Raw genomic sequence first — 8,095 nt, forward strand, 5'->3', positions numbered from 1 at the left:
GATTAGCGATCGCATATTTTTTCTTCTTTTGCATACCCCACTTCTTGTCTAATTTGTCAATGCGTAAGTTCTGATTTGGATGTTTTCAATTCAAATTTCTTAATGTTTTTATCTGACAATGCTGCTTAATTTGACCGTTAAATCTGCCCATTTGATGCCTTCTAGGCTGGGCAAAACAAGATGAGCGGCTCCAACTCGTTCAGCAGGGCCGAGTCCTACCGCCCACATACCAGCAGCTAGAGCCGCGTCAACACCGGCTGCGGCATCTTCTACAACCACACATTGCCCTGGTTCGAGTCCTAGCTGCTTGGCTGCAAACAGAAATAAGTCGGGTGCTGGCTTGGGTTGCTCTACACTATAACCGTCAGCGATCGCATCTACTTTATCAGCAATCCCCAATCGCTCGATCACTGTCTGGGCATTTTTGCTAGCTGAACCAATACCAATCTTAATCCCAGCTTGCCGCAATTCATCCAAGAGGGCGATCGCACCTGGTAACAAATCTTTGGCTGTCATGTTTTGCAGCAATTCCACATAATAGCGATTCTTCCGCTCCATCATCTCCTGGATTTGGGCTTCCGAATACGGTCTATCCCCAAGAATCAGCATCAGGGAAGCACGACGGGATACACCCCGCAGCGCCTCGTTAGCTTCCCGATTAAATGGTATACCCTCTTCATCCGCTAGCTTTTTCCAAGCTAGATAGTGAAGTTCTGCTGTATCTGTTAGTACACCATCTAGGTCAAAGATGAATCCTTGGATGTTGGGCATTGGGTTTGGGGCATTAGGCATTGGGGATTGGGCTTTGGGGAAGGTGGGGCCCTCTCTGGGGATAAGGGGTAATGGGGGAGCAGGGGGGGATGAGGGGGATAAGGAAGAATAAGTACTAACTCCTGCCTCCTTCACTGAGCGAGGATCTGGGGAGAGGGAAAGTTGGAGATATTCTAGTTGACGAGTCATATCTGGGGCGACTTGTGCTTGATGCAGATCGAAGTCGTGCCATTTGCCGCGCCAGTGCAGTTTAAACTTCAGGCGCGTCCAGCCCGGTGGGAGGTGGGGGTTGGCTACAGGGCCATTTTCGGTGAGTTGGATGCCGCCGAACCCAAAAATTACAGCTTGCCAAATGCCACCAGCACTAGCGCCGTGAATTCCATCGCTGGTGTTACCTCGGTTATCTTCAAGATCCACCATTAACGCCCGCATAAACAGGTCGTAAGCTTCGGTTGATTTGCCCAAATCGGAAGCTAAAATCGCTTCAACTGCTGGGCCAAGGGACGAACCATAGGTAATATCGGTGCGGGGTGCGTAGTAGTCCCAGTTTGTCTGCAATGCTTTTTCGTTGTAGGGAAAATCTGCTGATTCTCGCATTAAATATAGGAGCATTAATACATCTGGCTGCTTGAGTACTTGACATTTGTTGATTTTCTCAATACCCAAGAGCGGCTGCATGGAGCGATCGCGTGGTTCATAGTCTGCTAAGTTAATATCTTCTAATTGGAAAAATCCCTCGAACTGCTCGATTAATTCTGTTGATGGGTCATAGAAAAACAACATTTTAGCAATGATATCTTGCCAGTGCGTTCGCTCCTCTGAGGTCAGCTTTAGTTTCTCTTCTAGTTCGGTGGCTCGTTCAGGGAAATTGTGAACCAACCAATCATAAACTGCGATCGCTTTCTCTAAATGCCATTGCGCCAGGCGGTTTGTGAAAGCGTTGTTGTGGACGAATTCATGGTATTCATCCGCTCCAATCACTCCCCGAATTTCATACTTTTGGCGCTGCAGATTGAATTCGACCCGGCTACCCCAAAAGATAGCGGCATCCAAAATCACCTCTGCGCCGCGCTTTTGCATCCAGTCATCATCACCAGTGGCTTGCCAGTAGTTCCAAATGGCGTAGGGGATATCTGCATTGATATGGATTTCCTGATCGCGACACCAAATCCGCACGTCTTCACCATAAAAATCACTGCCGATAGCCCAACGTGGTGTAACTTCATCTCCGGTAACAGCACTTTCCCAGGCAAACATTGCCCCTTTATACCCGTAATGGGCTGCCTTGCGTCTAGCTCCATTCAAAGTGTGCCAACGGTAACTGAGTAAGTTACGGGCGATCGCTGGTTGGGTAAACAGAAACAGGGGCTGCATAAAAATTTCTGTATCCCAAAAGATATGACCGCGATAGCCAAACCCCGAAAGAGTTTTCGCCGGAATGCTCACCCTGTCATCATCCTGTGGAGCAGCAATCAGCAGCTGAAACAGATTGTAGCGAACAGCAAAAGCAGCTGTGCTATCCCCTTCAATGAGGATGTCACTTTGCTGCCAAACCTTGTGCCATGCCTGTTCATTGGCTTTTAGTAATGTTGCGTAGTCTGGCAAGTGCGCGAGTTTTTCTCGAGCTGCTGAAACGGGTGTTTTAATCTCCCGCGAGGTAAAAACCGTCACGATTTTTTCCACTGTTACGGTCTGTTGCGCTTTCGCCAAGAACGTTGTACTCAAGCTCGGATAACCAGGTGCGGTATTAACTTGCAAAGATGCTTCAGCGCCTAATATTCTCACCTTAGCCGCCATACCGAGTTCAATTCGGGAATTCCGGGTGGAGCGTTGCAACCAGATTCCTTGGTCAGTCTTGCCCTGGTCTAGTCCTTCCCAGTGATTGAAACCTTGATTTTCTGGATAGCCGTTGATACTAGCTTGAACTTCGATTAACCCATCAAAATCTACTGGCGTTAAATGGCAGCGTAGCGCCAACACATGGGGATCTGCAAGACTAGCAAAGCGTTCAAAGCTGATGTCTATAGTGTTTCCACTGGGAGAGCGCCAACGCAAGGCACGGGACAAAAGTCCGTAGCGCAAATCAAGCTGCCGATCATAGCGCAATATCTCACCTTGATCGAGACGGAAGCGATCGCCATTCACAATCACTACCAAGGGTAGCCAGTCTGGGCAATTTACCAGTTCAGTGTACACCACCGGCACATCATCATAGACACCGTGGATAAAAGTAGCTGGCGATCCATGAGGATAACCTTCCTCAAAACTGCCCCTTGTTCCCAGGTATCCATTGCCGATTGTAAAAACGGTTTCTTTGGACTGCAATTGCTCAGGGTCAAACTGGGTTTCGATTAATATCCAGTCTGTGTAGATAAAATGGCGGGAACGACCTTTTGTGTCCATAAATTGGGGAGTGGGGAGTGGGGAGTGGGGGTGGGAAGTGGGGATTTTGAGCTAGATGAATGGAGTTCCGAGGTGGATGAACGGAGTTCCGAGGTGGATGAACGAGTATCAAAGGTGGATGAACGAGTATCAAAGGTGGATGAACAAGTATCAAAGGTGGATGAACGAGTCTCTAATTTTCCTTATCCCCCCCATCTCCCCCTGCTCCCTCATCTTCCCCCACTCCCCACTCCCCACTCCCCACTCCCTCACCCTCACCCTCCCTTATGCTTTTCCAAAATTGTTTCCGCTCTAGGTTTATAAATGAGATGAAATAAGGCTTCCATATACCGATCTCTGGCTTCGTTATTTTCGGGAGCAACAAAGTTCCAAAAACTAAACATTTTAGCAAGCAGTAGTAATTGATTGCTATGTAAATGCCAATTATATTTGTTATGAATTCGCTGACTCATCCATTCTGATACATCGTGCCAGTGTTCAGCATGAGTATTGCATTGGTCAAGGAAGTCTAAAATTTTCTTTGCTGTGCCTTCTAAGTCCGTAGGATTAACATTAAACTCGTTTTCTTGGTTCTCGATAATTTCTAAAGAGCCGCCAAATTGAGTAGCGAAAGTAGGCAAGCCGGAAATCATCGCTTCCAAAATACTCCGTGCGAAGGATTCAAAGCGGGCAAAATGGACATAGATTCCCTGAGAATCTGCAACTACTCGGTAGGCTTCGCCGAGTTCATTGCTGGGGATACGCATCCCCACCCAGCGAATCTTGCCATTGAGATGATATTGATCAACAATGTCGTGGAGTTTTTGAATTTCTTCTGCTTCGTCTCGGTTTATCGCTTCATGTGGATGCAGTTTACTACTTAAGAGGATTAAGTTACAACGCTCTTGCAACGCCTGACTTTTACCAAAGCATTCAGCTAAACCAGTGAGATTGTTGATTGAAGTAATGGTATCAACAACAAAGATTGGTCGCTTGTTAGGGTGATCTAAGTTACCAAAGATTTGAGGGTCTTCGCGGCTAAAGAGTAGGTCGTGAACTTGGCTGCGAAGGTGAGAATCTCGGTCTTCTTTTTGGCTATAGGGAAAGAAAATATTCTCATTTACTCCCGGCGGCACTAAGTTGAATTTAGGACTAAACAAATCAATCCCATCAACCACATGATACAACTGCGGCATCGTAAAGCACTTATACGACTCGTATTGACCAACGGTGTCTGGTGTGCCGACAATTTCTTGATAGGACGATGTGATGATGAAGTCGGCTGCATTCATGCTAATCAAATCGGCGGTGAATTGTACTGAGAAGTGATATTGATCTTCTAAGTCTTGCCAATATAAATTGCTAAATAGATATTTAGGTTTTTCCAATGAATGGGCAATGTTGCACTGGGTAACTTTCATCCGGCGAGATAGGATAAAGGCTACTAAATTCCCGTCGCTGTAGTTGCCGACGATCAGATTAGGTTTGCGTTGGAATTGAGCTAGTAATTCTCTTTCTGCATCTAGAGCAAATTGTTCTAAATAAGGCCAAATCTCAAATTTAGAAATCCAATTGTTAGTAACTTCGGAATTAAATTCACCAAAAGGAACCCGCAATATCCAAGCATTTTCAGTATCTTGAACTTTTTCTAGGGGCAGGTTGCACGATGTCCCTTCACCGTTAGGGATTAGCCGAGTCAGAATAATTATATGGGGTTTAATGCCCAGCAGGTCGAGACCAGCGAGTTTGATTTGTTCACGCAGTTCGTTTTCTAAACTGCGAGCTTGTTCGAGGACGTAGATAACTTGACCGAGTGTTTCATTTCTTCCCAAAACATCTTCCTGTCCCACCCAACCGTGGATGGAAACGAGGACGACGCGAAAAACAACGGGGACGCGGGCAACAAATGTTTCTAAGATGCCAGGTTCTGGGGAGTAAATGAGCCGGTCGAGGAGTTGTAGGGTTTCGGAGACTCGCGCCGCAGTGTTACCCCAACCCGGCTCAAAGCCTAGTTCTTGGAAGTCAAAGCTAAATTTTTCATAGGGTTCATCAGGCTCAAGCTCACTGAGGAATTTGAGTGCTTGCTTAATTTGTTTGGCTAACTGAATACCGGAGCCAATGCGATCGCTAAACAACAGGCGAATACCATCGTATTGCAGCCCCTGTAATGCTTGAAATAACTTTTCTAACCAATATTCGGGGTCAGTCACCAATTGATTGCACAGGTAACGGTTGAGGAAGGCTAAACCTTGACCGATATTTCTAGCATCGTCGATTCTTAGGGAACTCTCATAGAAGGGGTGGAGGTCGATTTCGAGGATGTGGGGTTGGTAGCGGTTGACTAGGCGATCTCTCACATCTAGCAGCGCTTGAGGTGTCATTTGCTCAAACTTGCTAAAGTCGGCTTTCAGTTGCCAAACTTCTTGGTTAGCAATTCTAGTCCGAACCACGAACCAAATATTTTCCTCTTCAAGAATTATTTCATGGGTGTACTGTATCAGTTTGCCAACAGAAGAAGAGTGGTAAAAATAGGCTGGCTTTTGGGATTGATGACAGTAGTCGCCAAAAGCTTGCAAAATCTCATTTCTCAGGAAGTAACGTTTACCTGAAGCGCTCAACGCATAAATTAACTGATGCAGGTCAGTTTTTTCATCACTGTTGAAGACACCTTGAACTAGTTCATACATGATGACGAATTCCAGAAACTTAGCTAGGTCACGACCTCATTTTTCTTTCCGGTCTCCAGTTCTGTGAGGTACATTTCCCCCACAATGGTAGATAACCATAACAAGGGAGACAAAAATACTAACAATTATTAACAATTGCCAGTTTCTTCTTGTTTCTTCCTGGCAGTGTTGCTACTATCTACTCCACAGGCTAATACGACTAATCTAGCCGCATCTGAACTTAAGTCAGACTTAAAACCGCAATGTTCACAGATGAATATTCGTTATAAGAGTGATAGAGATAATTTTTATTTACACAGCTAGTTTAGAACCCTCGATTTAATTCGAGAGTTTTTAGTGCTGAAAAATTAATTTTTAATTTTTATTTTATTGCGATGCTGCTAATGGGGTTCAGCTTCTACATGCAGCCTCAATCGTCTTCCCAAGATTCATGATTCAGTAGGTCGATAATTCTATCTCTGAGTAGAAATTCGTTTTTTTCTAACTCAAGTTCAAAATTAACCCAGTCACGATGAGGAATATATTTACAGAGGGTATAAATTGGCTGCTGACGGTTAACAAGTCTCTTTTTAACAAGTTGAAGTGCTTCTTTCTTGATCACCTCAATGTCGTATTTAACGGTAGTGTTCATAGGTCGTTCCTTTATTTTCAATCAAGGAATTAAGAATGCAAACAATAGTTGCTTTGACTCTCCCTTAAACTTATCAAATAAAATTGGCGAGAATTGTGAAGAATCAAGACATTAACCCTTGGTGGAAGTTACATATGTCATTAAGCTACTCTTTGAGTCTCCAAATATACACCCTCTTTAGAGAGATTCTTGCAGAGCCAGAAGGCTGGCACAAGAAGCTGTAAACACCAAAAGAGGATGTAGATGCTCTCTGGGCGACTTGCCAAAAGGTAAACTAAGGTAAAGAACATTCTCTAGAAAACTTATACTATGCTGCTGAATCTTGATAAAGTTCGTCAATATTTTCCTGCCTTAGCTGGTGAATGGACTTTTTTTGATAATGCTGGCGGGTCACAAACCCTGAAAAAAGTAGTAGATAGAATTAGCGAATATCTCCTAAGTTCTGATGTCCAGTTGGGAGCTTCTTATGCAGTTTCTCAACTTGCAGGAGAAAGATTGGCTCTAGCAACTAGGGCAATGGCTACTTTGATTAACGCCAATTCTTCTAAAGAAGTGGTCATGGGGCCATCTACTACAATGATGTTGAAAGTTCTCTCAATTTGTCTGGGTCAAACCTTCACACCTGGTGATGAGATTATTGTTACTAATTGTGACCATGAGGCCAATATTGGTGCTTGGGTCGCCCTTGAAAAACAAGGAATGAAGGTTAAAGTGTGGCAAATTCGCCCAGATACCTTGGAACTTCATTTAGCGGATTTAGAACCATTGATGAGTCAGCGTACCAAACTAGTAGCTTTGACTCATGCTTCTAATGTTCTGGGAACCATCAACCCGATTAAAGAAATTGCTGCATTTGTACACGATCGCAGCGCGATGATTTGTGTAGATGGTGTAGCTTATGCACCCCATAGATTAGTTGATGTCCAAGATTTAGATGTTGATTTCTATGCTTTGAGTTGTTATAAAGTCTATGGCCCACATCATGCCTTACTTTATGGTAAAGAAGAACACTTATTAAGATTGCCTGGTCTTAACCATTATTTTATTGAACAGACAGATATACCTTATAAATTTCAGTTAGGGAATGTCAATTTTGAATTAAGTTATGGAATGTTAGGTTTATGTGATTATCTCAGTGAGTTAGCACAATTGCACTACGGTAATCAAACTGCACCTGATTTGAGAAATCAGATGGTGCAAGCGTTTGATTTAATTAGCATACATGAAGAAAAGATTAGCGATCGCCTCCTAAATTACCTCAACAGCAAGTCTAATGTGCGAGTGATTGGTCAATCAAAGGCTGACCGTCAATCCCGTGTGCCAACTATATCTTTTGTGGTAGATGGAATAAATAGCTCAACGATTCCGGCAAAAATTGACCAACATTACATTGGGATTCGCTACGGTGACTTTTATGCTAAACGGCTGATTGAATACCTGGGGTTAGCATCGCAAGCTGGAATAGTCCGGGTGAGTATGGTGCATTACAACACCCTTGAGGAAGTTAGCAGCTTAATTGAGGCTTTTGATCAGATATTTTAACATTGGGCATTGGGCAATTCAATGCAAGGATTTTGGATTGACGATAGCGCCACGGAGAGCGAGTCCGCGTACTCCTGCGGAG

At 44.2% G+C, this 8,095-nt stretch carries 4 protein-coding genes; 1 reads left to right on the forward strand and 3 read right to left on the reverse strand.

The annotated features are described in order from the left end of the window. Positions 1-108 precede the first annotated feature (108 nt). The 3 genes from pgmB to HWQ23_RS15695 all read right to left on the reverse strand — a co-directional run bounded on the left by pgmB (position 109) and on the right by HWQ23_RS15695 (position 6,471). Positions 109-3,174, reverse strand: a complete 3,066-nt coding sequence (pgmB, locus tag HWQ23_RS15685; protein WP_292829726.1) for a beta-phosphoglucomutase — start codon at positions 3,172-3,174, stop codon at positions 109-111. A gap of 254 nt (positions 3,175-3,428) precedes the next feature. Next, positions 3,429-5,840 carry a sucrose synthase gene (locus HWQ23_RS15690; protein ID WP_292829728.1) on the reverse strand — a complete coding sequence of 804 codons (2,412 nt, stop codon included), beginning with the start codon at positions 5,838-5,840 and terminating at the stop codon, positions 3,429-3,431. Between the two features lie 409 nt (positions 5,841-6,249). Continuing rightward, positions 6,250-6,471 carry a DUF4327 family protein gene (locus tag HWQ23_RS15695; protein ID WP_292829730.1) on the reverse strand — a complete coding sequence of 74 codons (222 nt, stop codon included), beginning with the start codon at positions 6,469-6,471 and terminating at the stop codon, positions 6,250-6,252. Between the two features lie 309 nt (positions 6,472-6,780). Between HWQ23_RS15695 and HWQ23_RS15700 the strand changes: the two genes are divergently transcribed. Continuing rightward, positions 6,781-8,013, forward strand: coding sequence for a cysteine desulfurase-like protein (locus tag HWQ23_RS15700; protein WP_292829732.1), 1,233 nt, complete (start codon positions 6,781-6,783; stop codon positions 8,011-8,013). Positions 8,014-8,095: the final 82 nt, after the last annotated feature.

It is taken from the genome of Nostoc sp. JL33, assembly GCF_017114985.1.
Classification (GTDB): domain Bacteria; phylum Cyanobacteriota; class Cyanobacteriia; order Cyanobacteriales; family Nostocaceae; genus Nostoc.

Coding starts and splice junctions, on each gene's coding strand:
- pgmB (WP_292829726.1), bottom strand. CDS start 3,174: ATGGACACAAAAGGTCGTTCCCGCCATTTTATCTACACAGACTGGATA.
- HWQ23_RS15690 (WP_292829728.1), bottom strand. CDS start 5,840: ATGTATGAACTAGTTCAAGGTGTCTTCAACAGTGATGAAAAAACTGAC.
- HWQ23_RS15695 (WP_292829730.1), bottom strand. CDS start 6,471: ATGAACACTACCGTTAAATACGACATTGAGGTGATCAAGAAAGAAGCA.
- HWQ23_RS15700 (WP_292829732.1), top strand. CDS start 6,781: ATGCTGCTGAATCTTGATAAAGTTCGTCAATATTTTCCTGCCTTAGCT.